The 23,472-nt window shown below is 72.0% G+C and carries 16 protein-coding genes and 1 pseudogene; 14 read left to right on the forward strand and 3 right to left on the reverse strand.

Annotation, left to right across the window (positions count from 1 at the left end):
• Positions 1 to 12: 12 nt before the first annotated feature.
• Together KV381_RS31445 and KV381_RS31450 are read right to left on the reverse strand one after the other, a co-directional pair.
• Positions 13 to 1,812 (reverse strand): long-chain fatty acid--CoA ligase, encoded by a 1,800-nt coding sequence (locus KV381_RS31445; RefSeq protein ID WP_218786853.1) that lies wholly within the window; start codon positions 1,810 to 1,812, stop codon positions 13 to 15.
• 283 nt (positions 1,813 to 2,095) lie between these two features.
• Positions 2,096 to 2,977: a LysR substrate-binding domain-containing protein gene (locus KV381_RS31450; RefSeq protein ID WP_030083725.1), complete on the reverse strand. Its 882-nt coding sequence runs from the start codon at positions 2,975 to 2,977 to the stop codon at positions 2,096 to 2,098.
• A 119-nt stretch (positions 2,978 to 3,096) separates the two neighbouring features.
• Here KV381_RS31450 and KV381_RS31455 point away from each other — a divergent pair.
• A pseudogene (locus KV381_RS31455) lies at positions 3,097 to 4,128 on the forward strand (bile acid:sodium symporter family protein); the annotation flags it as partial.
• 305 nt (positions 4,129 to 4,433) lie between these two features.
• Here the strand turns inward: KV381_RS31455 and fdhD are convergent.
• On the reverse strand, positions 4,434 to 5,291 hold the full coding sequence (gene fdhD / locus KV381_RS31460; protein ID WP_193462707.1) for a formate dehydrogenase accessory sulfurtransferase FdhD: 858 nt from the start codon (positions 5,289 to 5,291) through the stop codon (positions 4,434 to 4,436).
• Positions 5,292 to 5,535: 244 nt separating this feature from the next.
• Here fdhD and KV381_RS31465 point away from each other — a divergent pair, with 244 nt between their 5' ends.
• The 13 genes from KV381_RS31465 to KV381_RS31525 all read left to right on the forward strand — a co-directional run bounded on the left by KV381_RS31465 (position 5,536) and on the right by KV381_RS31525 (position 23,467).
• Positions 5,536 to 6,495, forward strand: a complete 960-nt coding sequence (locus KV381_RS31465) for a beta-ketoacyl-ACP synthase III (protein ID WP_030623560.1) — start codon at positions 5,536 to 5,538, stop codon at positions 6,493 to 6,495.
• Positions 6,496 to 6,710: 215 nt separating this feature from the next.
• Positions 6,711 to 7,892, forward strand: a complete 1,182-nt coding sequence (locus tag KV381_RS31470; protein WP_030076071.1) for an ROK family transcriptional regulator — start codon at positions 6,711 to 6,713, stop codon at positions 7,890 to 7,892.
• Between the two features lie 199 nt (positions 7,893 to 8,091).
• Positions 8,092 to 9,615: a sugar ABC transporter ATP-binding protein gene (locus tag KV381_RS31475; protein WP_086777547.1), complete on the forward strand. Its 1,524-nt coding sequence runs from the start codon at positions 8,092 to 8,094 to the stop codon at positions 9,613 to 9,615.
• Positions 9,612 to 10,664, forward strand: a complete 1,053-nt coding sequence (locus KV381_RS31480; protein WP_030076075.1) for an ABC transporter permease — start codon at positions 9,612 to 9,614, stop codon at positions 10,662 to 10,664. Before KV381_RS31475 ends, KV381_RS31480 begins: the two co-directional genes overlap by 4 nt.
• 89 nt (positions 10,665 to 10,753) lie before the next feature.
• A complete protein-coding gene (locus KV381_RS31485) occupies positions 10,754 to 11,788 on the forward strand; it encodes a substrate-binding domain-containing protein (RefSeq protein WP_030076077.1) in 1,035 nt (344 codons plus the stop codon).
• 71 nt (positions 11,789 to 11,859) lie between these two features.
• Entirely contained in the window at positions 11,860 to 13,089 is a 1,230-nt protein-coding gene (locus tag KV381_RS31490; RefSeq protein ID WP_098025643.1) for a Gfo/Idh/MocA family protein, read from the forward strand.
• A 13-nt stretch (positions 13,090 to 13,102) separates the two neighbouring features.
• The gene (locus KV381_RS31495) at positions 13,103 to 14,107 is read left to right on the forward strand and encodes a sugar phosphate isomerase/epimerase (RefSeq protein WP_030076081.1); all 1,005 of its coding nucleotides are present in this window, start codon (positions 13,103 to 13,105) and stop codon (positions 14,105 to 14,107) included.
• 289 nt (positions 14,108 to 14,396) lie between these two features.
• Positions 14,397 to 18,116: a ThuA domain-containing protein gene (locus tag KV381_RS31500; RefSeq protein ID WP_218786854.1), complete on the forward strand. Its 3,720-nt coding sequence runs from the start codon at positions 14,397 to 14,399 to the stop codon at positions 18,114 to 18,116.
• Between the two features lie 93 nt (positions 18,117 to 18,209).
• Entirely contained in the window at positions 18,210 to 19,466 is a 1,257-nt protein-coding gene (locus KV381_RS31505) for an inositol-3-phosphate synthase (protein ID WP_193462708.1), read from the forward strand.
• A complete protein-coding gene (locus KV381_RS31510; protein ID WP_218786855.1) occupies positions 19,463 to 21,097 on the forward strand; it encodes an SCO3242 family prenyltransferase in 1,635 nt (544 codons plus the stop codon). The genes KV381_RS31505 and KV381_RS31510 overlap by 4 nt, the downstream gene beginning before the upstream one ends.
• Positions 21,094 to 21,966, forward strand: coding sequence for a sugar phosphate isomerase/epimerase (locus KV381_RS31515; RefSeq protein ID WP_030076090.1), 873 nt, complete (start codon positions 21,094 to 21,096; stop codon positions 21,964 to 21,966). The genes KV381_RS31510 and KV381_RS31515 overlap by 4 nt, the downstream gene beginning before the upstream one ends.
• Positions 21,960 to 22,619 (forward strand): EboA domain-containing protein, encoded by a 660-nt coding sequence (locus tag KV381_RS31520; RefSeq protein WP_218786856.1) that lies wholly within the window; start codon positions 21,960 to 21,962, stop codon positions 22,617 to 22,619. Before KV381_RS31515 ends, KV381_RS31520 begins: the two co-directional genes overlap by 7 nt.
• Positions 22,619 to 23,467 carry a TatD family hydrolase gene (locus tag KV381_RS31525; RefSeq protein WP_218786857.1) on the forward strand — a complete coding sequence of 283 codons (849 nt, stop codon included), beginning with the start codon at positions 22,619 to 22,621 and terminating at the stop codon, positions 23,465 to 23,467. The genes KV381_RS31520 and KV381_RS31525 overlap by 1 nt, the downstream gene beginning before the upstream one ends.
• The last annotated feature ends 5 nt before the right edge of the window (positions 23,468 to 23,472 follow it).

Genomic DNA, 23,472 nt, shown 5'->3' on the forward strand with positions numbered 1-23,472 from the left:
CGTGGCCGCCGGTCAGTGGTAGAGCGCGTCGACCTCGACCGCGTACGCCGTCTCGATCGCCTTCCGCTTCAGCTTCAGCGAGGGCGTCAGCAGCCCCAGCTCCTCGGTGAACGGATGGGCCAGGATCCGGAACGTACGGATCGACTCGGCCTGCGACACCGCCGTGTTGGCGGCCACCACCGCCCGTCGGACCTCCATCTCCAGGTCCGGGTCGCGCACCAGGTCGGCCGGGCCCAGCGGGGTGCGGCCCTGCATCGTCAGCCAGTGCTCCACGGACTCCTGGTCGACGGTGACCAGCGCCGCGATGTACGGGCGGTCGTTGCCGACGACGATGCACTGCGCCACCAGCGGATGCGCCCGTACGCGTTCCTCCAGGCCGGCCGGCGAGACGCTCTTGCCGCCGGACGTCACCAGGATCTCCTTCTTCCGCCCGGTGATCGTCAGATAGCCGTCCTCGTCCAGCGCACCGAGGTCCCCGGTCGCCAGCCAGCCGTCCTGCAGCACCGACCGGGTGGCCGCCGGGTTGCCCAGATAGCCGGAGAACACGTTCGGCCCGTGCACCCACACCTCGCCGTCGTCCGCGATGTGCACCGAGGTGCCGGGGATGGGCTGCCCGACCGTGCCGTACCGGGTCCGCTCCGGAGGGTTCGCCGTCGCCGCGGCGGTCGACTCGGTGAGCCCGTACCCCTCGAAGACCGTCACCCCGGCGCCCGCGAAGAACAGCCCGAGCCGGCGGTCCATCCCCGAGCCGCCCGACATCGCGTGCCGCACCCGGCCGCCCATCGCGTCGCGGACCTTCTTGTAGACGACCTTGTCGAAGAACTGGTGCTGCATCCGCAGCCCGGCCGAAGGACCGGGACCGTCCCCGAACGCCTTCTGCTCCAGGGCCTCCGCGTACTTCACCGCGATGTCGACGGCCTTCTCGAACGGCCCGGCCCGGCCCTCCGCCTCGGCCCTGCGCCGGGCCCCGTTGAACACCTTCTCGAAGATGTACGGCACCGCCAGGATGAACGTCGGCCGGAACGTCATCAGGTCCGGCATCAGCGCGTTCGCCGACAGCTCCGGCTGATGGCCGAGCTTGACCCGGCCGCGGACCGCGGCGATCTCGACCATCCGCCCGAAGACATGGGCCAGCGGCAGGAAGAGGAGCGTGGCCGCCTCGTCGCCGGGCTTGGAATGGAACACCGGCTCCCAGCGCGTGACCATCGTGTCGCTCTCGAACATGAAGCTCGCGTGCGTGATCACGCACCCCTTGGGGCGGCCCGTCGTCCCCGAGGTGTAGATGACGGTCGCCACGGAATCGGGCGTCACCGCGCGCCGGTGCCGCTGCACCACCTCGTCGTCGATGCCCGCGCCCGCCGCGACCAGTTCGTCCACCGCTCCGGCGTCCAGCTGCCACAGCCGCTTCAGATGCGGCAGCCGGTCGATCACCGAACCGACGGTCATGGAGTGGTCCTCGTGCTCGACCATCACCGCCACCACCTCGGCGTCGTGCAGCATCCACAGGACCTGCTCGGCGGAGGAGGTCGGGTAGATCGGCACCGACTGGGCCCCGACGGTCCAGAGCGCGAAGTCGAAGAGCGTCCACTCGTAGCGCGTACGGGACATCAGCGCGACCCGGTCGCCGAACCGCACCCCGTGCGCGATCAGCCCCTTGGCCAGGGCCAGCACGGAATCGCGGAACTCCCCGGAGGTCACATCACGCCACTGGCCCCCGGCGTCCTTGCGGCCGAGCGCGACGCGGTGCGGATCGTCCTCCGCGTAGTCGAAGACCACATCGGCCAGACCGCCGACTTGAGGCGCCGCCGCCATGGGTGGGACAGTGAAATCGCGCAATGACATGCTCCTAGTGGCGCTCCGCACAGCGCCGCGACGCTACCCCAAGGCGGGGCCCGGCGGGAGGGGCCCGGAGCCGCCGCACACCGAGTCGTCCGCACAGGTCAACCGTCGAAATCCGGCCAGATGGGCAAGGCTCGGGCGTCCGCCCGGTCCAGTTCTGACGGAGGGGTAAGCGGCTCGCGCCGGAATCTCCACCGAATCCGCCCGCCGTTACCACCGCGGGCCCGCGCCGGAGGCGGCGAGCGGGAGGCTGCCGCTAGCGGCCGGTCCCGCGGTGCAGCCGGTCGCCGCCCGCCAGGATCGCTGAGGCCAGCGCGTCGGCCGCCTCCTGGGACGCGCCCCGGCGGTTCCCGTGCAGCAGGACGAAGTCGACGGTGCCGAGCTCAGGCAGCCCCGTCCTGGCCGGAACCGGCACCAGGCCCGGCGGGACCATCCCGCGCGAGTGCGCCATCACCCCCAGGCCCGCCCGCGCCGCCGCGACCAGACCGCTCAGGCTCGTACTCGTACAGGCGATCCGCCAGGCCCGACCGTGCTCCTCCAGCACCTCCAGGGCGCGGGCCCGGGTGATGGCCGGCGGCGGGAAGACGACCAGCGGCACGGGGCGCTCCGGATCGACCCGCAGCTGGGGTGCGCCGATCCAGTCCAGCGCGTCCTGCCACATCAGTTCGCCGTGGGTGTCACCGGTACGCCGCTTGGCCAGCACCAGGTCCAGCCGGCCCGCTTCGAGCTGCCGGTGCAGCGTCCCGGACAGCTCCACGGTGAGCTGGAGCTCGACCTCCGGATGGTCGCGGCGGAAGGACTCCAGGATCTCGGGGAGCCGGGTCAGCACGAAGTCCTCGGAGGCCCCGAACCGCAGCCGGCCGCGCAGCCGGGTGCCCGCGAAGAACGCCGCGGCCCGCTCGTGCGCCGACAGGATCGTCCCCGCGAAGCCGAGCATCGCCTCGCCGTCCTCGGTGAGATCGACGCGATGGGTGTCCCGGGCGAACAGCTGCCGCCCGGTCGCCTCCTCCAGCCGCCGCACATGCTGGCTGACCGTGGACTGGCGGATCCCGAGCCGGCGCGCGGCCTGGGTGAAGCTGAGCGTCTGGGCCACGGCGAGGAACGTACGCAGCTGGGCGGGGTCGTACGTGGCGTCCATGGAGCCACGTTATCGGGTTCCGTGATGACAGTCAGAGTGGAATACCGGATTCCCGATGGCGCGGTACGGGAGCAGGATGGACGCCGGACCGAAACGCCTACCGCCGGAGCCCCGAGCACATGACCCGCCGCTTTCCGCGACCGCCGTCCTGGCTGCCGGTCGACGCCTACATCCTGGCGCTGGCCGCGACCGTGGCCCTCGCGGCGCTGCTGCCCGCCCGGGGCGCCGCCGCCGAGGTGGCGGGCGGGGCCTCCACCGGCGCGGTCGCCCTGTTGTTCTTCCTCTACGGGGCGCGGCTCTCCACGGCCGAGGCGCTCGACGGGCTCAAGCACTGGCGCCTCCACCTCACCGTCCTGGCCTGCACCTTCGTCGCCTTCCCGCTGCTGGGGCTGGCAAGCCACGGCCTGGTGCCGTACGTGCTGACGCCCGAGCTCCAGGCAGGCTTCCTCTTCCTGTGCCTGGTCCCCTCGACGATCCAGTCGTCCATCGCCTTCACCTCGATCGCGCGGGGCAATGTGCCCGCGGCGATCTGCGCCGGATCCTTCTCCAGCCTCGCCGGGATCTTCGTGACCCCGCTCCTCGCCGCCCTGCTCCTCGGCTCGACCGGGGGCGGCTTCTCGGCGGACTCGCTGCTGCGGATCGTGCTCCAGCTGCTCGTCCCGTTCCTCGCCGGACAGCTGCTGCGCCGCTGGGTCGGCGGCTTCCTCGTCCGGCACAAGAAGGTGCTCGGACTGGTCGACCGGGGGTCCATCCTCCTCGTCGTCTACACCGCGTTCAGCCAGGGGATGGTCGCGGGGGTCTGGCACCAGGTCACCCCGGCCCGGCTCGGCGGGCTGCTCGCCGCCGAGGTGGTCCTGCTGGCGCTGATGCTCGCCCTGAGCTGGTACGGGGCACGGCGGCTGGGGTTCGACCGGGAGGACCGGATCGCCATCCAGTTCGCCGGTTCGAAGAAGAGCCTGGCGGCCGGGCTGCCGATGGCGAGCGTCATCTTCGGGGCGCACGCGAGCCTGGCCGTGCTGCCGCTGATGCTCTTCCACCAGATGCAGCTGATGGTCTGCGCGGTGATCGCCAAACGCCGCTCCCGTGACCCGGAACCGCACGGAGGCCCGGCCGCCGCCTCCGGGGCGTTGTCGGACCCACCGGTTACGGTAGCCGGTAGCCGGCAGCGAGGGAATGCCATGAGTGACGAGCCCGGTACGCCCGCCGATGACTTCCCGCACGGGGCGGGCAATCCGGCCCGCGGCGCTCTGCGGGCGGCGGGCTACACCCGCCTCGCCCAGCTCACGACCGTGACCGCCGCGGAGGTGCTCGCGCTGCACGGGGTCGGCCCGAAGGCGATCGGGGTCCTCCGCGAGGCGCTGGCCGCCGAGGGCCTGGCCTTCGCGGGGGAGTGAGCGGCGGCCTGGTGCACGGCGGATACCCGGGGCGGTGAGCGGAGAGCGGCCGCCCCGGTCCCTCAGGCGGGTCGGACCTGCGGCGCCGCCGCCTCCAGCGCGATCCGGTGCTCACCGGCGTACACGTTCATCGACGGGCCCCGCAGGAAGCCGACCAGCGTCAGTCCGCTCTCCGCCGCCAGGTCCACGGCCAGCGAGGACGGGGCCGAGACCGCCGCGAGCACCGGGATCCCCGCCATCACGGCCTTCTGCGCCAGCTCGAACGAGGCCCGCCCCGACACCAGCAGCACGGCCCGCGACAGGGGCAGCCGATGGTCCGTGAGCGCGCGGCCCACCAGCTTGTCGACCGCGTTGTGCCGGCCGACGTCCTCGCGGACGTCCAGCAGCTCGCCCTCCTCGGAGAACAGCGCGGCGGCGTGCAGACCTCCCGTCCGGTCGAACACCTGCTGCTCGGCGCGCAGCCGGTCCGGGAGGGCGGACAGCAGTTCCGGAGTGACCCGCACCGGGGGAGCGTCGGCCACCGGGTGCCGGGTCGTGGTGCGTACCGCGTCCAGGCTGGCCTTGCCGCACAGGCCGCACGAGGAGGTGGTGTAGACGTTCCGCTCCAGCGTGATGTCGGGGACCCGGACCCCGGGCGCGAGCTTCACGTCCACCACGTTGTAGGTGTTCACACCGTCCGCCGTGGCCCCGGCGCAGTAGACGATCGACTGGACCTCGTCCCCCTCGGCGATCACCCCCTCGCTGACCAGGAAGCCCGCGGCCAGCGCGAAGTCGTCGCCCGGCGTCCGCATGGTGATGGCCAGCGGCCGGCCGTTCAGCCGGATCTCCAGCGGTTCCTCCGCCACCAGGGTGTCCGCGCGGGAGGAGACGGCACCGTCCCGGATGCGGAGGGTGCGTCGGCGTTCGGTGACCCGTCCCATGGATGTGAACCCGATTCTGTCCGTGTGCGGCGGCTTCCGTGTCCGTGGGCGGAAGCCGAAACCTGACTCCGTCATTGTCCGGCACCCGCACCGGCGTGTCGCCGTCGCCTGTTCAGCACGCTGACCAGGCTGTTGTCAATGCTCCAACGTGTGGGCCGGATATCTGTGGGATCACGTGCCCCCGTACCCGGCGGTAGCGACCAAGACTGGATGTTTCCTGCCCTACCTGACGATGGGAACCCGTATGACCGGCTCACGTGTCGTGGCGCTCGGCCACTACCAGCCCGCCAAGGTGCTCACCAACGACGACCTGGCGGCCATGGTCGACACGAGCGACGAGTGGATCACCAGCCGGGTCGGCATCAAGACCCGCCATGTGGGTGGCCCCGACGAGCCGGTGGACGAGATGGCCGCGCACGCGGCAGCCAAGGCGCTGGCCGCGGCCGGTCTGCAGGCCTCGGACATCGATCTGGTCCTCGTCGCCACCTCCACCGCGATCGACCGGTCCCCGAGCATGTCGGCGCGGGTCGCGGCCCGGCTCGGCATGGGGTCGCCCGCGGTGATGGACATCAATGTGGTGTGCTCCGGCTTCACGCACGCGCTGGCCACCGCCGACCACACGATCCGCGCCGGTGCGGCCACCCGGGCGCTGGTGATCGGCGCCGACAAGATGGCCGACATCGCGGACTGGACCGACCGCTCCACCTGTGTGCTGCTCGGCGACGGAGCGGGCGCCGCGGTCGTCACCGCCGACCCGGCCGCCCCCGACACCCCGGACGGGCCCGGCATCGGACCGGTGCTGTGGGGCTCGGTGCCGGAGATGGGCAACGCGGTGCGGATCGAGGGCACGCCGCCGCGCTTCGCGCAGGAGGGCCAGTCCGTCTACCGCTGGGCCACCACCCAGCTCCCCCCGATCGCCCGGCAGGTCTGCGAGAAGGCCGGCATCGCCCCGGAGGACCTGGGCGCGGTCGTCCTGCACCAGGCCAATCTGCGGATCATCGAGCCGGTCGCCCGCAAGATCGGCGCGGTCAACGCCGTCATCGCCCGGGACGTGGTGGACTCCGGCAACACCTCGGCCGCCTCCATCCCGATGGCCCTGTCCAAGCTGGTCGAGCGCGGCGAGGTCGCCTCCGGAGCGCCCGTCCTGCTCTTCGGATTCGGCGGGAACCTCTCCTACGCGGGCCAGGTCATCCGCTGCCCCTGACCGCCTCCGCGGAGCTCCACGACCCCTCCCCGTAGACCTTCGTACTGCCGCCCCGTCGATCTCCGTGACCCCTCCCCGCCGACCTTTGTCCTGAGTGTGGAAAAAGTTGGGGCCGATTCCTGCGCAACTTCTTCCCACTCCGGGAAAGCGCTGCTACGTTCCCCTCGAAAGCCCGACGGACTGGCCGATGTGGCGGGGAGGGACGCGTGAGACGTATGACGGCACGACCCGCGAACGCGCATCAGGCGCGGCTGCTCCGGCTGCTGCGCGACGGGGGACCCAACTCCCGTGCGCAACTGGGCGATCAGGTCGATCTCTCCCGCTCGAAGCTCGCCGTCGAGGTGGACCGGCTGCTGGAGACCGGCCTGGTGGTGGCCGACGGACTCGCCGCATCGCGCGGCGGGCGCCGCTCGCACAACATCCGGCTCGCTCCCGAACTGCGGTTCCTCGGCGTCGACATCGGCGCCACCTCGATAGACGTGGCCGTCACCAACGCGGAGCTGGAGGTACTGGGACACCTCAACCACCCGATGGACGTGCGCGAAGGACCCGTCGCCGTCTTCGAGCAGGTCCTGTCGCTGGCCGCCAAACTGCGGGCCTCCGGGCTCGCCGAGGGCTTCGACGGCGCGGGCATCGGGGTTCCCGGCCCCGTCCGCTTCCCCGAGGGCGTGCCGGTCGCGCCGCCGATCATGCCCGGCTGGGACGGCTTCCCGGTCCGCGAGGCGCTCAGCCAGGAGCTGGGCTGCCCCGTCATGGTCGACAACGACGTGAACCTCATGGCGATGGGGGAGCAGCACGCGGGCGTCGCCCGCTCCGTGGGCGACTTCCTCTGCGTCAAGATCGGTACGGGTATCGGCTGCGGCATCGTCGTCGGCGGCGAGGTCTACCGCGGTACGACCGGCAGCGCCGGCGACATCGGGCACATCCAGGTGGACCCGGACGGCCGGCCCTGCGCCTGCGGCAACAAGGGCTGCCTGGAAGCCCACTTCAGCGGTGCCGCGCTCGCCCGCGACGCGGAGGACGCCGCCCGGGAGGGCCGCTCGCCCGAGCTCGCCGCCCGGCTGGAGACAGCGGGCCGCCTCACCGCCGCCGATGTGGCGGCCGCCGCCGCGGCCGGCGACGCCGCCGCCCTCGACCTCATCCGTGAGGGCGGCAACCGACTCGGCCAGGTCATCGCGAGCCTGGTCAGCTTCTTCAATCCCGGTCTGGTGGTGATCGGCGGCGGGGTCACCGGCCTCGGTCACAACCTCCTCGCCAGTGTCCGCACCCAGGTCTACAAGCAGTCCCTGCCCCTGGCCACCGGCAACCTCCCCATCGTGCTGGGCGAGTTGGGGCCCACCGCCGGAGTGATCGGCGCGGCCCGGCTCATCAGCGACCACCTCTTCTCGCCGGCCTGACCCCAGGCCGCACGACGCACCACCCCGTCAGCTGCCGTACGCACCACGCTCCACGGAACCACCTCTTCAGTCAGCAGCCGTTCGCGGTGCCGCCGGCTCCACGGCACCTCCAGCCCTGCGCCCTGTCCGCTCACCGGCCCTCCCCGGCCCCTCGGCACCGCCCGAGCAGGGGAGACCCCATTCGCCGAGGGGATTCGTCATGGCACCAGAACCACCCCTGCTCACCATGTCAGGCATCACCAAGCTCTTCCCGGGCGTGCGCGCCCTGGACGGCGTCGACCTGGAAGTCCAGGCCGGCGAGGTCCACTGCCTCCTCGGCCAGAACGGTGCGGGCAAGTCCACCCTCATCAAGGTGCTCGCCGGAGCCCACCAGCCCAACGACGGCGAGATCACCTGGCGCGGCGAAACCGTCCAGCTCAAGTCGCCGATCGCCGCCATGCGCCTGGGCATCGCCACCATCTACCAGGAACTCGACCTGGTCGAAGGCCTGTCGGTCGCCGAGAACGTCTTCCTCGGCCACGAGCCGACCAGTGCGGGCTTCATCGTCCGTACGGGGGAGGGGCGTTCGGCGGCGAAAGCGCTGCTGGCCCGCCTCGGCCACCCGGAGATCGACCCGGCCCGGCACGTCGGCGACCTCTCCGCCGCCCAGCAGCAGATCGTCTCCATGGCACGGGCGCTCTCCCACGACGTCCGGCTCATCGTGATGGACGAACCCTCCGCCGCCCTCGACCCCGACGAGGTCGACAACCTCTTCCGGATCGTCGACGGCCTCACCGCCGACGGGGTGGCGGTCGTCTACATCTCGCACCGGCTGGAGGAGATCCGCCGCATCGGCGACCGGGTCACCGTCATCAAGGACGGCCGGACCGTCGCCGTCGGACTGCCCGCCGCCGACACCCCCACGCGCGACATCGTTGCCATGATGACCGGCCGCGACGTCGCCTATGTCTTCCCGCCGCGCCCCGAAGAGCCGGCCTCCGCCACCGCCGAACCGGTGCTCCGGGTCCAAGGCCTCTCCCGCAAGGGCGAGTTCGCGCCCGTCGACCTCGAACTGCGGCCCGGCGAGATCGTCGGCCTGGCCGGACTCGTCGGCTCGGGCCGCTCGGAGATCCTGGAGACGATCTACGGCGCCCGCAAGGCGAGCACCGGAACCGTCACCGTGGCGGGCAAGCAGCTCCGGCCCGGCAGCGTCCGCGCCGCCGTCGCCGCGGGCATCGGCCTCGCCCCCGAGGAACGCAAGGCCCAGGCCCTGCTGATGACCGAGTCGGTCACCCGTAACGTCTCCGTCTCCTCGCTCTCCCGCTTCGCCCGGATCGGCTGGATCGACCGGGGCGGCGAGCGGAAGGCCGCGCGGAGCGCCACCCGCGAACTGCAGATGCGGCCCGACAACCCGGACGCCGCCGTCCGCACCCTCTCCGGCGGCAACCAGCAGAAAGCCGTCCTCGCCCGCTGGCTGCTGCGCGGCTGCCGGGTCCTGCTGCTGGACGAACCCACCCGTGGCGTCGACGTCGGCGCGCGCGCCGAGCTCTACGCCGTGATCCGCCGGCTGGCCGACGAAGGCCTCGCCGTCCTGCTCGTCTCCAGCGAAGTGCCCGAAGTCCTGGGCCTCGCCGACCGGGTGCTGGTCCTCCGCGAGGGCGAAGTGGTCCACACGGCCCCCGCCCAGGAGCTCGACGAGCACCGCGTACTCGACCTCGTGATGGAAGGGAGCCCGACGCCATGACACAGCCCGCCCCGTCGGCGCAGCACAACGGGCCGGACAAGGGGGCTCCCACCGGCCCCTCCGACGCACCGCCCGCGAAGCCGGGCAGCGGCAGGCCGGCCCTCGGACTGCGGCTCGACGTCCGGATCCTGTCCCTGCTCGGTGTCCTCGCCGCCCTGATCCTGGTCGGCGGCATCACCGAACCGGACGCCTTCCTGGACACCGGCAACCTCCAGCTGATCCTGACCCAGGCCTCCGTCATCGGTGTCGTCACCGTCGGCATGACCTTCGTCATCATCAGCGGCGGCATCGACCTCTCCGTCGGAGCGATGGTCGCCCTCGCCTCGGTGTGGGCGACGACCCTGGCCACCCAGGAGTACGGCTTCGCGGGCATCGCGTTCACCGCGGTGATCGTCGGCCTCGCCGCCGGACTCGTGAACGGCGTCCTCATCGCGTACGGCGGCATGGTCCCGTTCATCGCGACGCTGGCCATGCTCGCCTCGGCCCGCGGACTCGCCCTCCAGATCACCGACGGCAAGACCCAGATCGTCACCGTCGACTCGGTCCTCGACCTCGGCCTGCCCGACTCCTACATCCTCGGCATCCCGCCGCTGGTCATCATGTTCGCCGCGGTCACCGTCGTCGGCTGGCTGATCCTCAACCGGACCACCTTCGGCCGCCGCACCGTCGCCGTCGGCGGCAACGCGGAGGCCGCCCGGCTCGCCGGCATCGACGTCCGCCGTCAGCGCCTGTACCTCTACCTGCTGTCCGGGCTGTGCTGCGGCATCGCCGCCTTCATGCTGATCGTGCTGGCCGGCTCCGGCCAGAACACCAACGGCAACCTGTACGAGCTCGACGCCATCGCCGCCGCGATCATCGGCGGAACCCTCCTCAGCGGCGGCCGCGGCACCATCGTCGGCTCCGTGCTCGGCGTCCTGATCTTCACCACGATCACCAACATCTTCGCGCTCAACAACCTCCAGAGCGACGTCCAGCAGATCGCCAAGGGCGCCATCATCGTCGCCGCCGTCCTGGTCCAGCGCCGCACCATGCGCGGCAGGGAGACCTGACCGCGCGCCCGACCGCACCCGAGCGCCCCACAACGCACCTCCCCGCACCCGCACCTCGTAGCACCCACCGGATGAAGGGTCAGACCGTCATGCCAGAAACCAGCCGCAGAGGGCTGCTGTTCGGAACCGCCGCCGTCTCCGCGGGCGCGCTCCTCACCGCCTGTACCAGCAACGAGCCCAAGAAGACGGAGCCCGCGGGCAACAGCGCGCCCGCCGACGACAAGCCGGGCAAGGCGGTCACCATCGGCTTCGCCGGACCGCAGGCCGACCACGGCTGGCTCAACGCGATCAACGTGAACGCCAAGTCCCGGGCGGAGACGTACTCCGACGTCACCCTGGAGATCACCGAGGGCTCCAACGACACCGCCGCCCAGATCGGCCAGGTCAAGACCCTCATCAACAAGAAGGTCGACGTCCTCGTCGTCCTCCCCGCCGACGGCAAGGCGCTCACCCAGGTCGGCCTGGAAGCGATGCGGGCGGGCATCCCGGTCGTCAACCTGGACCGCATCTTCGCCTCCCCGCAGGCCTACCGCTGCTGGGTCGGCGGGGACAACTACGGCATGGGCCTCAACGCCGGGCACTACATCGGCGAGCAGCTCAAGGACAAGCCGAACGCCAAGGTCGTCGAACTCGCCGGGATCGACAACCTGGAGCTGACCAAGCAGCGCAGCCAGGGCTTCGCCGACGCCCTCAAGAACTACTCCAACATCAAGCTGGTGGCCCGTCAGGCGGCCGACTTCACCGTCGAGTCGGGTCAGGCGAAGATGGCCCAGCTCCTCCAGGCGCAGAAGCAGTTCGACGCCCTGTGGAACCACGACGACGACCAGGGCGTCGGAGCGCTGCGCGCCATCAAGCAGGCGGGCCGCGACGAGTTCATCATGGTCGGCGGCGCCGGCGCCAAGTCCGCGATGGACGCCATCAAGGCCGACGACTCGGTCATCAAGGCGACCGTCCTCTACCCGCCGACGATGGCCGCGTCCGCGATCGACCTGGCGCGGGCGCTCGGCCAGGGCAAGGGCGTCAGCGGCCTCTCCGAGATGGAGATCCCCACCTCGCTGACCCTGTACTCCGCGGTCGTGACGAAGGACAACATCGACCAGTACCTGCCGACGGGCTTCAACTGACCGGGACTCCGGGGGATGCGGAGAGCGCATCCCCCGGCCCGTTACCGCACACCGACGAGGAGGAAGTCCGCATGGCCCGTAGTCAAGAGACGGAAACGCAGACCCCAGCAACCCCGCCGCGGCAGGCGCCGGGAACGCTCGGGGTCGGCATGGTCGGATACGCGTTCATGGGCGCCGCCCACTCCCAGGGGTGGCGCACCGCAGGACACGTCTTCGATCTGCCGCTGCGGCCCGCTCTCGCCGCGATCTGCGGACGCGACCGGACGGCGGTCGAAGCCGCCGCCGCCCGGCACGGCTGGGCCGCGGCGGAGACCGACTGGCGGGCCCTGATCGCCCGGGACGACGTCCAGCTGATCGACATCTGCACCCCGGGCGACAGCCACGCGGAGATCGCCATCGCCGCCCTGGAGGCGGGCAAGCACGTGCTGTGCGAGAAGCCGCTCGCCAACAACGTCGACGAGGCGGAGGCGATGGTCCGCGCCGCCGAAGCGGCCGCCGCACGCGGCCAGATGGCCATCGTGGGCTTCAACTACCGCAAGGTGCCCGCGATCTCCTACGCCCGCCGGCTCATCGCGGACGGCCGGCTCGGCCCGCTGCGCCATGTGCGGGCCACCTACCTCCAGGACTGGCTGGTGGACCCCGCCTCCCCGCTCACCTGGCGGCTCAAGCGCGAACACGCCGGGTCCGGCGCGCTCGGCGACCTCGGCGCGCACATCGTCGACCTCGCCCAGTTCCTGTCGGGCGAGCTGATCACCGGCGTGTCCGCCGTCTCCGAGACCTTCGTACGGGAGAGGCCCCTGCTCTCCGGGGCCTCGGCCGGGCTCTCCGGCAGCGCCGACACGGTGGAACGCGGCGAGGTGACCGTGGACGACGCGGCGATCTTCACCGGCCGCCTCGCCTCCGGCGCACTGGCCTCCTTCGAGGCCACCCGGATGGCGGCGGGGCGCAAGAACGCCCTGCGCCTGGAGATCAACGGGGAGCTGGGCTCGCTCGCCTTCGACCTGGAGCGGCTCAACGAACTGTCCTTCCACGACCACACCGAACCCGCCGCCACCGCGGGCTTCCGGCGCATCCTCGTCACCGAGCCCGAGCACCCCTACCTGGAGGCCTGGTGGCCGCCGGGCCACGCCCTCGGCTACGAGCACACCTTCGTCCACCAGGCCCGCGACGTGATCCACACGATCGCCGAAGGCACCGCGCCCCGGCCCTCGTTCGCGGACGGACTCCAGGTGCAGCGGGTGCTCGCCGCCGTCGAGGAGAGCGCCGCCAAGAACTCCGTCCACACTCCGGTCCCCGCCTAGGAGGTCGCCGCCCATGCCCCGCCCCTTCACCCTCTTCACCGGCCAGTGGGCCGACCTCCCGCTGGAGGAGGTCTGCCGCCACGCCCGCGACTTCGGCTACGACGGACTCGAACTCGCCTGCTGGGGCGACCACTTCGAGGTCGACAAGGCGCTCGCCGATCCCGGGTACCTGGACAGCAGGCACCAACTGCTCGACAAGTACGGGCTGAAGTGCTTCGCGATCTCCAACCACCTGGTCGGCCAGGCCGTCTGCGACCACCCGATCGACGAACGCCACCAGGGCATCGTGCCCGCCCGCATCTGGGGCGACGGCGAGCCCGAAGGCGTACGGCAGCGGGCCGCCGCGGAGATCGCGGACACCGCCCGGGCCGCCGCCGCCTTCGGCGTCGACACGGTCATCGGCTTCACCGGCTCCTCGATCTGGCACCTGGTCGCGATGTTCCCGCCCGTCCCGCCGCACATGATCGAGCGGGGCTACGAGGACTTCGCCGAGCGCTGGAACCCGATCCTGGACGTCTTCGACGCCGAGGGGGTGCGCTTCGCCCACGAGGTGCATCCGAGCGAGATCGCCTACGACTACTGGACCACCAAGCGCGCCCTCGAAGCGGTCGACCACCGGCCCGCGTTCGGGCTGAACTTCGACCCGAGCCACTTCGTCTGGCAGGACCTCGACCCGGTCGGCTTCCTCTACGACTTCCGCGACCGGATCTACCACGTGGACTGCAAGGAGGCCCGCAAGCGTCTCGACGGACGCAACGGCCGCCTCGGCTCGCATCTGCCCTGGGGCGACCCCCGGCGCGGCTGGGACTTCGTCTCGGCCGGCCACGGTGACGTGCCCTGGGAGGACGTCTTCCGGATGCTCCGGTCCATCGGCTACGAGGGCCCGGTCTCCGTGGAGTGGGAGGACGCCGGCATGGACCGGCTGCACGGCGCTCCGGAAGCGCTTGCCAGCCTGAAGCGGTTCGACTTCGACCCGCCGTCGGCCTCCTTCGACGCGGCCTTCGGCGGCGGCGAGTAGCACGGTCCGGCAGGCCCCGGGGGCATGATCCGCACATCGGGCCCCAGCCCCCGGGGCGGCCTCGCCCTGCCCGGAAATCGCTTTGTCCTGACGGAAGCAGAAGTTCGACTTACCTGTTGCACAAGGGCTTTCCGTCGAGGACGAACAGGTCTACCGTCCACCACGTGTACACGACATGACTCGCGTCACCGGGGTCGCTCCTGACCCCGGCGGCGCACGCGCGGCAGTCCCCGCGCGGCACGGCACGGCTACACCCGCCCGTACAACCGGCACTCTCCGGAGGACCAACGTGCACAGAACACGAAAGCGGCTCCTGGCCCGGACCCGCGTCCGAAAGACCCTCGCGCTGTTCACCGGCGGCCTGCTCGCCGCCGCGACCCTGACCCTCGGCTCCGCTCCCGGCGCCACCGCCCACCCGGGTCACCCGGGCCACGACGAACCCGTGGCGGAGGACTTCCAGCAAGTCACCCTCGCCAAGGGCGCGGAGGAGACCGGCGAGCCCATGTCGCTCGCGGTCCTCCCCGACCGCAGCGTGCTGCACACCTCGCGCAGCGGCGAGCTGCGGATCACCGACAGCGCCGGCAACACCAGGATCTCCGGCACCCTCCCCGTGTACACGCACGATGAGGAGGGCCTCCAAGGCGTCGGCGTCGACCCGGACTTCGCCGAGAACCGGGCGATCTACCTCTTCTACGCACCCCCGCTCGACACCCCCGCGGGCGACGCCCCGGAGACCGGCACCGCCGCCGACTTCGCGAAGTTCGAGGGCGTCAACCGGCTCTCCCGCTTCGTCCTCAACGAGGACGGCACCCTCGACACCGCCAGCGAGAAGAAGGTCCTGGACGTCGCCACCTCGCGCGGCACCTGCTGCCACGTCGGCGGTGACATCGACTTCGACGCCGAGGGCAACCTCTACCTCTCCACCGGCGACGACACCAACCCCTTCGCCTCCGACGGCTTCACCCCGATCGACGAACGCCCCGACCGCAACCCGGCGTTCGACGCCCGGCGTACCTCGGGCAACACCAACGACCTGCGCGGCAAGATCCTGCGCATCAAGGTCGCCGAGGACGGCTCGTACACCGTCCCGGAGGGCAACCTCTTCGAGCCCGGGACGGACAAGACCCGCCCCGAGATCTACGCGATGGGCTTCCGCAACCCCTTCCGCTTCTCCGTCGACCAGGCCACCGGCACCGTGTACGTCGGTGACTACGGCCCCGACGCGGGCGCGGCCGACCCCAAGCGCGGACCGGCCGGCAAGGTCGAGTTCGCCCGGGTGACGAAGGCCGCCAACTTCGGCTGGCCCTTCTGCGTCGGCGACAACGAGCCCTACATCGACTACGACTTCGCCACCAAGACCTCCGGCGCCGCCTTCGACTGCGCCGCCCCGAAGAACGAGTCGCCGCACAACACCGGACTCGTCGACCTGCCGCCGGCCGAGGCCGCGTGGATCCCGTACGACGGCGGCTCCGTGCCCGAGTTCGGCACCGGCTCCGAGTCCCCGATGGGCGGACCCGTCTACCGCTACGACGCGGACCTCGACTCCCCGGTGAAGTTCCCCGAGGCCTACGACGGCGACTTCTTCGCCGGTGAGTTCGGCCGCCAGTGGATCAAGCGCATCGAGCAGGACGCCGACGGCACCGTCCAGTCCATCAACGACGTGCCGTGGTCCGGCACCCAGATCATGGACATGGCCTTCGGCCCGGACGGGGCGCTGTACGTCCTCGACTACGGCCTCGCCTGGTTCGGCGGCGACGAGAACTCCGCGCTCTACCGCATCGAGAACGCCACCGGAGGCCGCTCGCCCATCGCCGAGGCCTCGGCGAACAAGACCTCGGGCACCGCACCGCTGAAGGTGAAGTTCTCCTCGGCCGGCACGGCGGACGGCGACGACGACCCGCTGACCTACTCCTGGGACTTCGGTGACGGCGGCACCTCCACCGCCGCCAACCCCACGTACACGTACAAGAAGAACGGCACCTACACCGCCACCCTCACCGCCGAGGACCCGACCGGCCGCACCGGCTCCGCCAGCGTCCACGTCACCGTCGGCAACACCGCCCCGACCGTGGAGCTGGTGCTCCCCGAGGACGGACAGCTCTTCGAGTTCGGCGACGCCGTGCCGTTCAAGGTGAACGTCAGCGACCCGGAGGACGGCACCATCGACTGCACCAAGGTCGAGGTCAAGTTCACCCTGGGCCATGACAGCCACGGCCACGACATCACCACCGAGCACGGCTGCGAGGGCACCATCAAGACCGCCATGGAAGGCGGCCACGACCCCAACGCCAACATCTACGGCGGCATTTCGGCCTCGTACACCGACAACGGCGGTGGCGGCCAGCCCAAGCTGACCGGCAAGGACACCTCCCGGCTCCAGCCCCGGCACCGCCAGGCCGAGCACTTCGACGACTCCTCCGGCGTCACCACGCCGAGCAAGTCCAGCGCCCACGGCGGCAAGACGGTCGGCGACATCCACAACGACGACTGGATCTCCTTCAAGACCTACGTCCTCGGCAACACCACCAAGCTCACCGCCCGGATCTCCTCGGCCGGCTCCGGCGGCTTCCTCGAAGTGCGCACCGGATCGCCCACCGGCAAGATCCTCGGCTCGGGCCCGGTGCCGGTGACCGGCAGCTGGGACACCTTCCAGGACATCGACATCCCGCTGCGCGGAGCGCCCAAGAAGCAGACCGAACTCTTCCTCGTCTTCAAGGGCGGTGACGGAGCCCTCTACGACATCGACGACTTCGAGCTGTCCAACACCCCGGTCGACAAGACCGCCAAGCGCGTCCTGGTCTTCTCCAAGACCGCCGGATTCCGCCACGACTCCATCCCGGACGGCATCGCCGCCCTGAAGGAGATCGGCAAGGAAACCAACATCACGGTCGACTCCACCGAGTCCGCCGCCCAGTTCACCACCAGCAACCTGGCCCGCTACGACGCCGTCGCGTTCCTCTCCACCACCGGTGACGTCCTCAACGCCGATCAGCAGAAGGCGTTCGAGAACTACGTGGCCACCGGCGGCGGTTACGTCGGCATCCACGCGGCCGCCGACACCGAGTACGACTGGGAGTTCTACGGCGGCCTCGTCGGCGCCTACTTCGACTCCCACCCGCAGATCCAGCCCGCCACCGTCCGCGTCGAGGACCACGACCATCCGGCCACCGCGCACCTGGACGAGGAGTGGGAGCGCACCGACGAGTGGTACAACTACCGCACCAACCCCCGGGACAAGGCCAAGGTGCTGGCCACCCTCGACGAGACCACCTACACCGGCGGCACCATGAAGGGCGATCACCCGATCTCCTGGTGCCAGACCTACGAGGGCGGCCGCTCCTTCTACACCGGCCTCGGCCACACCAAGGAGTCCTACGCCGAACCGGCCTTCCGCAGCCACGTCCTGGGCGGCCTGCGCTACGCCACCGGCCAGGTCAAGGCCGACTGCAAGCCGGACAAGGGCTACCGGACCATCTTCAACGGCAAGACGCTGGAGGGATGGAAGCAGGCGGGCCCGGGGAAGTTCTCCATCAGTGACGGCGCCCTGCACTCCGAGGGCGGCATGGGCCTGCTCACCTACCAGGCCAAGGAACTGAAGTCGTACTCGCTCAAGCTCGACTGGAAGATGGCCGGCGACGACAACTCCGGTGTCTTCGTGGGCTTCCCGGAGTCCGACGACCCCTGGTCGGCGGTCAACAACGGGTACGAGATCCAGATCGACGCCACCGACGCCGCCGACCGCACCACCGGAGCCGTCTACACCTTCAAGTCCGCCAACATCAAGGCCCGCGACCGCGTCCTGCGGCCGCCGGGACAGTGGAACAGCTACGAGATCAAGGTCCAGGGTGAACGTCTGCAGGTCTTCCTCAACGGAGCGAAGATCAACGACTTCACCAACACCGACCCGGCCCGCAGTCTGAAGGACGGCTACATCGGCCTCCAGAACCACGGAGCCGACGACCAGGTGTCCTTCCGCAACATCCAACTGAAGGAGCTGCCCTCGAAGTAGGGCGGCCGCCTCTGCCGACGACGGGCGGGGGAAGCACGCGCCTTCCCCCGCCCGTCGTCCACCACCCCCGACATCGCCCCAGGGAGGCAGCCCGTGACCGCACACGCCGATCGTGAAGGCCGAACCGACGCCCCAGGCCGAACCGACACCCCGAGCCCTTCGGAGGCTTCCGGCCTCGCGGGTTCCGCGGACCGCGCGGAGGCCATGGGCCTCGCCGGTGCCGGGGACCGTGCGGAGGTCGCGGGTCGCACCGGCGTCTGGTTCATCGGAGCGCGCGGTTCGGTGGCGACCACCGCCACCGCGGGCTGCGCCGCCATCGCCGCGGGTCTGCACCCGCCGACCGGCATGGTCACCGAGACGCCCCCCTTCGCCGACGCCGGTCTGCCCGCCCTGACCGACCTGGTCTTCGGCGGCCACGACACCCTCGACTGCCCGCTGTCCAAGCGGGCCGAGGCGCTGGCCGACGGCGGTGTGCTGCCGCACGGACTGCCCTCCGCCGTACGCGCCGAACTCGACGCCGCCGACGCCGAGATCCGCCCCGGCGGACCGCTCCCCGGCGACACCCGCAGCGACCAGGAACTCATCGCCGCGTTCGCCGCCGACCTCACCGACTTCGCCCACCGCCACGACCTGGCCCGCGTCGTCGTCGTCAACGTCGCCTCCACCGAACCCGCGCCCGGCCCCGACGACACCCGGCTGCCCGCCAGCTCGCTCTACGCGGCCGCCGCCCTGCGCGCCGGCTGCGGCTACGCCAACTTCACCCCCTCCACCGGACTGCGCGCCCCCGCGCTCACCGACACCGTCGCCTCCAGCGGACTTCCCCACGCCGGACGCGACGGCAAGACCGGCCAGACGCTGCTCCGTTCCGTGCTCGCCCCGATGTTCCTCCAGCGCGCCCTCGCCGTACGGGCGTGGTCCGGGTCGAACCTCCTGGGCGGCGGGGACGGGGCGGCGCTGGCCGATCCGGCGGCCGCCGCCGCGAAGAACGCCGGGAAGGAACGCGTCCTGGCCGACACCTTCGGCACCGCGCCCGAGGGCGAGGTGCACATCGACGACGTGCCCGCGATGGGGGACTGGAAGACCGCCTGGGACCACATCGCCTTCGACGGCTTCCTCGGCTCCCGCATGATCCTCCAGACCATCTGGCAGGGCTGCGACTCGGCCCTCGCGGCCCCGCTGGTCCTGGACCTGGCCCGGCTGCTCGCCCGCGCCCACGAGGCCGGGATCAGCGGCCCGCTGCCGGAGCTGGGTTTCTACTTCAAGGACCCGGACGGCGGCACCTCGGCGGCGCTCGCCGAGCAGTACACGACCTTGCTCTCCTTCGCCGAGCGGCTGCGGGCCCAGGCGTGAGGCGGGGAGGCCGAGCCGTTCCGGCCGCGCTGGTGGCGGCCCTGTCGCTGCTCCCGGCCGGGCGGCGGAACGGTTCTGCACACGGCGGCCCGCCCGCTGCCGTGACCGATGACAGCCTGTCCGGTGCGGGTGGGACTGCGCCCGCACCGGACAGGCCCGGACCGCCCCCCACGGGCCGGAACGGAGAACAGGGCGCGGAGGACGCGGACGCGAGCCGATCGCGGGCGGCCTCCGGACCGGACGCCGAGCAGGGCGCCGACCAGGCCTCGGGCCGGGCCTCCGGCCGCGGTGCCGACCGGGCCTCCGGCCAGGGGGCCCACCAGGCCTCCGGCCGGAGCGCGCCCCGGCAGCGCCTGCGGGCCTGGGCGGAACTGCTCCGCGTCTCCGCCCTGTTCTCCGTGCCCGGGGACGCGCTGGCGGGCGCCGCGGCGGTGGGCCGCCGGCCCGGCCGGGGCACCGCACTGGCGATCGGCGCGTCGCTCTGCCTGTACGAGGCCGGGATGGCCCTCAACGACTGGGCCGACCGCGAAGAGGACGCCGTGGACCGCCCGCACCGCCCGATCCCCTCGGGCCGCATCAGCCCGGCGGCGGCCCTGGGCGCTGCCGGGGTACTGACCGCGGCGGGCCTCGCCCTGGCGGCCCGCGCCGGCCGCCCCGCGCTGACCGTGGCCACGGGGCTGGCCGCCACGGTCTGGGCCTACGACCTGCACCTGAAGCACACGAAGGCGGGCCCGGCGGCCATGGCGGCGGCCCGCTCGCTGGACCTCCTGCTGGGCGCGACGGCCACGGCGACCGGCAAGGTGGCCGCGTCGGGCACCGGAACGCCGGCCGTCGGAGCCCGATTCGACAACGTTGCCGGACGGGCGGCCCGGGCGGGCGCGACACCCGCACGGGCGAGCCTGATCTCGGCGCGAGGAGCAGCGGGCCCGGCACCGGCGCGCGGTGGAGCGGCCCCGACGCCGGTGCTCGGCGGCCTGACCACGTGCCTCCCCGCGCTTCCCGCCGCCTTCGTGCTCGGGGCGCACACCTACGGCGTCACCGCCGTATCGCGCCACGAGGCGCAGGGCGGCTCCACCGGAACCCCGCTCGCGGTGCTGGCCACGACGACGGCACTCGCGGCAGCGGTACTGGGGGAGCGGTGGGGCAGGACCCTCGGCCTGCCCGGAGCGACGGTGACCGCCTCCGGCGCGGGCCCGGGGACCGGAGCAGGTCCCGCAGGGGCGCCCGCCCGCGGAGCGACGGCCCGAAGGACAGCCGTCCCCGGCCGGGCCACCGCCCGCGGTGCGGGCCCACAGCCCGGCGACACCCCAGGGCAAGACCTCCTCGGGCAAGACCTGTTGGGGCGGGGCATCCCCGGGCGGGGTCTCCCCGGCCGGGCCACCGACCCCCTCCGGCTCCTCGTCGTCGCGCTCACCGGCGCCTACCTCCGTACCGCCGGACCACCCCTCCTGCACGCCGCACTCAACCCGTCCCCGCCGCTCACCCAGCGGGCGGTCGGCGGGGGCATCCGGGCCATGATCCCGCTCCAGGCCGCGCTCGCCGCCCGCGCCGGCGCGCCCGTCACCGGACTCGCCGTCATGGGGCTCGTCCCCCTCGCCCGCAGCCTCGCCCGGAAGGTGAGCCTCACATGACCCTCCACCTCGGATACGGCACCAACGGGCTCACCGACCTCCGCCTCGACGACGCCCTCGGCCTGCTCGCCGACCTCGGCTACGAGGGCGTCGGCCTGACCCTCGACCACATGCACCTGGACCCCATGGCCCCGGACCTCGCCGAACGCACCCGCCAGGTCCGCCGCAGGCTCACCTCCCTCGGGCTCCGGGTCACCGTGGAGACCGGCGCCCGCTACGTCCTCGACCCGCGCCGCAAGCACGGCCCCTCCCTCCTCGACCCGGACCCCGACGCCCGAGCCGCCCGCACCGCGCTGCTCGTCCGCGCCGTCGACGTGGCCGCCGAACTCGGTGCGCACGCCGTCCACTGCTTCAGCGGCATCACGCCACCCGGCGCCTCGACGGACACCGCGTGGAAGCGGCTCACCGAAGCGCTCGCCCCCGTACTCGAAGCCGCTGACCGGTCCGGCGTTCCTGTCGCCATCGAGCCCGAACCCGGCCACCTCCTCGCCACCCTCGCCGACTTCCACCACCTGCGCGGCCTGCTCGGCGACCCGGGACCGCTCGGCCTCACCCTCGACATCGGCCACTGCCAGTGCCTGGAGGAGGCCTCGCCGGTGGAGTGCATCAAGGACTCCGCCCCCTGGCTCCGGCACGTACAGATCGAGGACATGCGGCGCGGAGTCCACGAACACCTTCCGTTCGGCGACGGGGAGATCGACTTCCCGCCCGTGCTCGCCGCCCTGGCCGCCTCGGACTACCGGGGCCTCACCGTCGTCGAACTGCCCCGCCACTCCCACGCCGGCCCCGAACTGGCCCGTGCGTCCATCGACTTCCTGCACGACGCCATGACACGCGGTACGGCGACTAAGGGAGGCGCACCGTGCTGAAGTCCCGCAAGGAACTGGACGCCGAACTCGACGGGTCCGCCCGCGCCTGGCTGGACGAGGCCCTCGCCGAGGCAGCCCACGACGCGGCAGCCGCCTCCGACGCCCCCCGCCCCGGCGCGAGCCCGTACGCCTCCCCGCCGTGGGAGCTGCGCTACGCCGCCGCCGGCCGGCACTGCGGACCGGAGCACGCCGACTCCGTACGCTCCCTTCTGCTCGTCGAGGCCCGCGCCTCCCTGCCCTCCGTCACCCGGCTCTACGAGCAGGGCACCGCGGCCGAACGCCGCGCCGTCCTCCTCACCCTGCACCTGCTCGACCTCGGCGACACCGCCCTCCCGCTCGTCGAGGACGCCCTGCGCGCCAACGACACCCGGCTGGTCGCCGCGGCCGTCGGCCCCTACGCCGCCGACCACCTCGACGCCCACGCCTGGCGGCACGCCGTACTGAAGTGCCTGTTCACCGAAGTGCCGGTCGCGGCGGTCGCCCGGCTCGCCGACCGGGCCCGAGGCGACGCCGAACTCGCCCGCATGCTCGGCGACTTCGCCGCCGAACGCACCGCGGCCGGCCGCACCGTCCCCGAAGACCTGCGCACGGTCCTGGGGCATGCCCGGCGGACCGGAGCCCCCACCGCCCCCGCCCCCACGGAGGAGTCCTGATGCGCATCTTCGACCCCCACATCCACATGACCTCCCGCACCACCGACGACTATCGGGCGATGTACGACGCGGGCGTCCGCGCGCTCGTCGAGCCCTCCTTCTGGCTCGGCCAGCCCCGCACCTCGCCCGCCAGCTTCTTCGACTACTTCGACGCACTCCTCGGCTGGGAGCCCTTCCGCGCCTCGCAGTACGGCATCGCGCACCACTGCACGCTCGCCCTCAACCCCAAGGAGGCGAACGACCCCCGCTGCACCCCCGTCCTGGACGCACTGCCCCGCTATCTCGTCAAGGACTCCGTCGTCGCCGTGGGCGAGATCGGCTACGACTCCATGACCCCGGCCGAGGACCACGCGCTGGCCGCCCAGCTCCAGCTCGCCGCCGACCACGGGCTGCCCGCCCTCGTCCACACCCCGCACCGCGACAAGCTCGCCGGTCTCCACCGCACCATCGACGTCGTCCGCGAATCGAACCTCCCCCCGGAGTTCGTCCTGCTCGACCACCTCAACGAGACCACCGTGAAAGCCGCCACCGACAGCGGCTGCTGGGCCGGGTTCTCCATCTACCCGGACACCAAGATGGACGAGGACCGCATGGTCACCATCCTCCAGAACCACGGCACCGAGAAGGTCCTCGTCAACTCGGCCGCCGACTGGGGAAAGAGCGACCCCCTCAAGACCCGCAAGGTCGCCGACGCCATGCTGAAGGCCGGCTTCACCGAGGACGACGTCGACCAGGTCCTGTGGCGCAACCCCGTCGCCTTCTACGGCCAGAGCGGCCGCCTCCAGCTGGACGTCCCGGCCCCCGATCCACTCCACGAGGGCAACTCCATCCTGCGCGGCGGGGAGTGAGGCGG

Source organism: Streptomyces sp. WY228 (assembly GCF_019287315.1).
Taxonomy (GTDB): domain Bacteria; phylum Actinomycetota; class Actinomycetes; order Streptomycetales; family Streptomycetaceae; genus Streptomyces; species Streptomyces caviscabies.

Coding starts and splice junctions, on each gene's coding strand:
- KV381_RS31485 (WP_030076077.1), top strand. CDS start 10,754: ATGCCAGAAACCAGCCGCAGAGGGCTGCTGTTCGGAACCGCCGCCGTC.
- KV381_RS31515 (WP_030076090.1), top strand. CDS start 21,094: ATGACCCTCCACCTCGGATACGGCACCAACGGGCTCACCGACCTCCGC.
- KV381_RS31470 (WP_030076071.1), top strand. CDS start 6,711: ATGACGGCACGACCCGCGAACGCGCATCAGGCGCGGCTGCTCCGGCTG.
- KV381_RS31480 (WP_030076075.1), top strand. CDS start 9,612: ATGACACAGCCCGCCCCGTCGGCGCAGCACAACGGGCCGGACAAGGGG.
- KV381_RS31450 (WP_030083725.1), bottom strand. CDS start 2,977: ATGGACGCCACGTACGACCCCGCCCAGCTGCGTACGTTCCTCGCCGTG.
- KV381_RS31465 (WP_030623560.1), top strand. CDS start 5,536: ATGACCGGCTCACGTGTCGTGGCGCTCGGCCACTACCAGCCCGCCAAG.
- KV381_RS31445 (WP_218786853.1), bottom strand. CDS start 1,812: ATGGCGGCGGCGCCTCAAGTCGGCGGTCTGGCCGATGTGGTCTTCGAC.
- fdhD (WP_193462707.1), bottom strand. CDS start 5,291: ATGGGACGGGTCACCGAACGCCGACGCACCCTCCGCATCCGGGACGGT.
- KV381_RS31495 (WP_030076081.1), top strand. CDS start 13,103: ATGCCCCGCCCCTTCACCCTCTTCACCGGCCAGTGGGCCGACCTCCCG.
- KV381_RS31525 (WP_218786857.1), top strand. CDS start 22,619: ATGCGCATCTTCGACCCCCACATCCACATGACCTCCCGCACCACCGAC.
- KV381_RS31490 (WP_098025643.1), top strand. CDS start 11,860: ATGGCCCGTAGTCAAGAGACGGAAACGCAGACCCCAGCAACCCCGCCG.
- KV381_RS31475 (WP_086777547.1), top strand. CDS start 8,092: ATGGCACCAGAACCACCCCTGCTCACCATGTCAGGCATCACCAAGCTC.